This window comes from Veillonella sp. CHU594, from assembly GCF_003992265.1.
Lineage (GTDB): Bacteria > Bacillota > Negativicutes > Veillonellales > Veillonellaceae > F0422.
This window is the reverse complement of sequence record NZ_RQVB01000022.1, coordinates 1-252: the sequence shown is the minus strand read 5'-3', so window position 1 is coordinate 252 and position 252 is coordinate 1. Positions and strand designations below refer to the sequence as shown.

General features: G+C 48.8%; 2 tRNA genes. Both read right to left on the bottom strand.

The features are described from left to right. Nucleotide 1: 1 nt before the first annotated feature. Nucleotides 2-74: transfer RNA gene (locus tag EO111_RS08240), tRNA-Ala, on the bottom strand. A 101-nt stretch (nucleotides 75-175) separates the two neighbouring features. Continuing rightward, a tRNA-Ile gene (locus EO111_RS08235) sits at nucleotides 176-252 on the bottom strand.

The following is a 252-nucleotide window of genomic DNA, read 5'->3' as shown; positions in this document are numbered from 1 at the left end:
GTGGAGACGAGGAGATTCGAACTCCTGACCCCCTGCTTGCAAGGCAGGTGCTCTCCCAACTGAGCTACGCCCCCATGTGAGTCTATCTTGTATTCGGAATCTATCCTTATTAGGAATTTCTTCCATCTTAAGATAGGACTTAATATATTAGCTCTTCTTCATCGAAGAAAGGCACTGGTAGGCCTAAGTGGACTTGAACCACCGACCTCACGCTTATCAGGCGTGCGCTCTAACCAGCTGAGCTATAGGCCT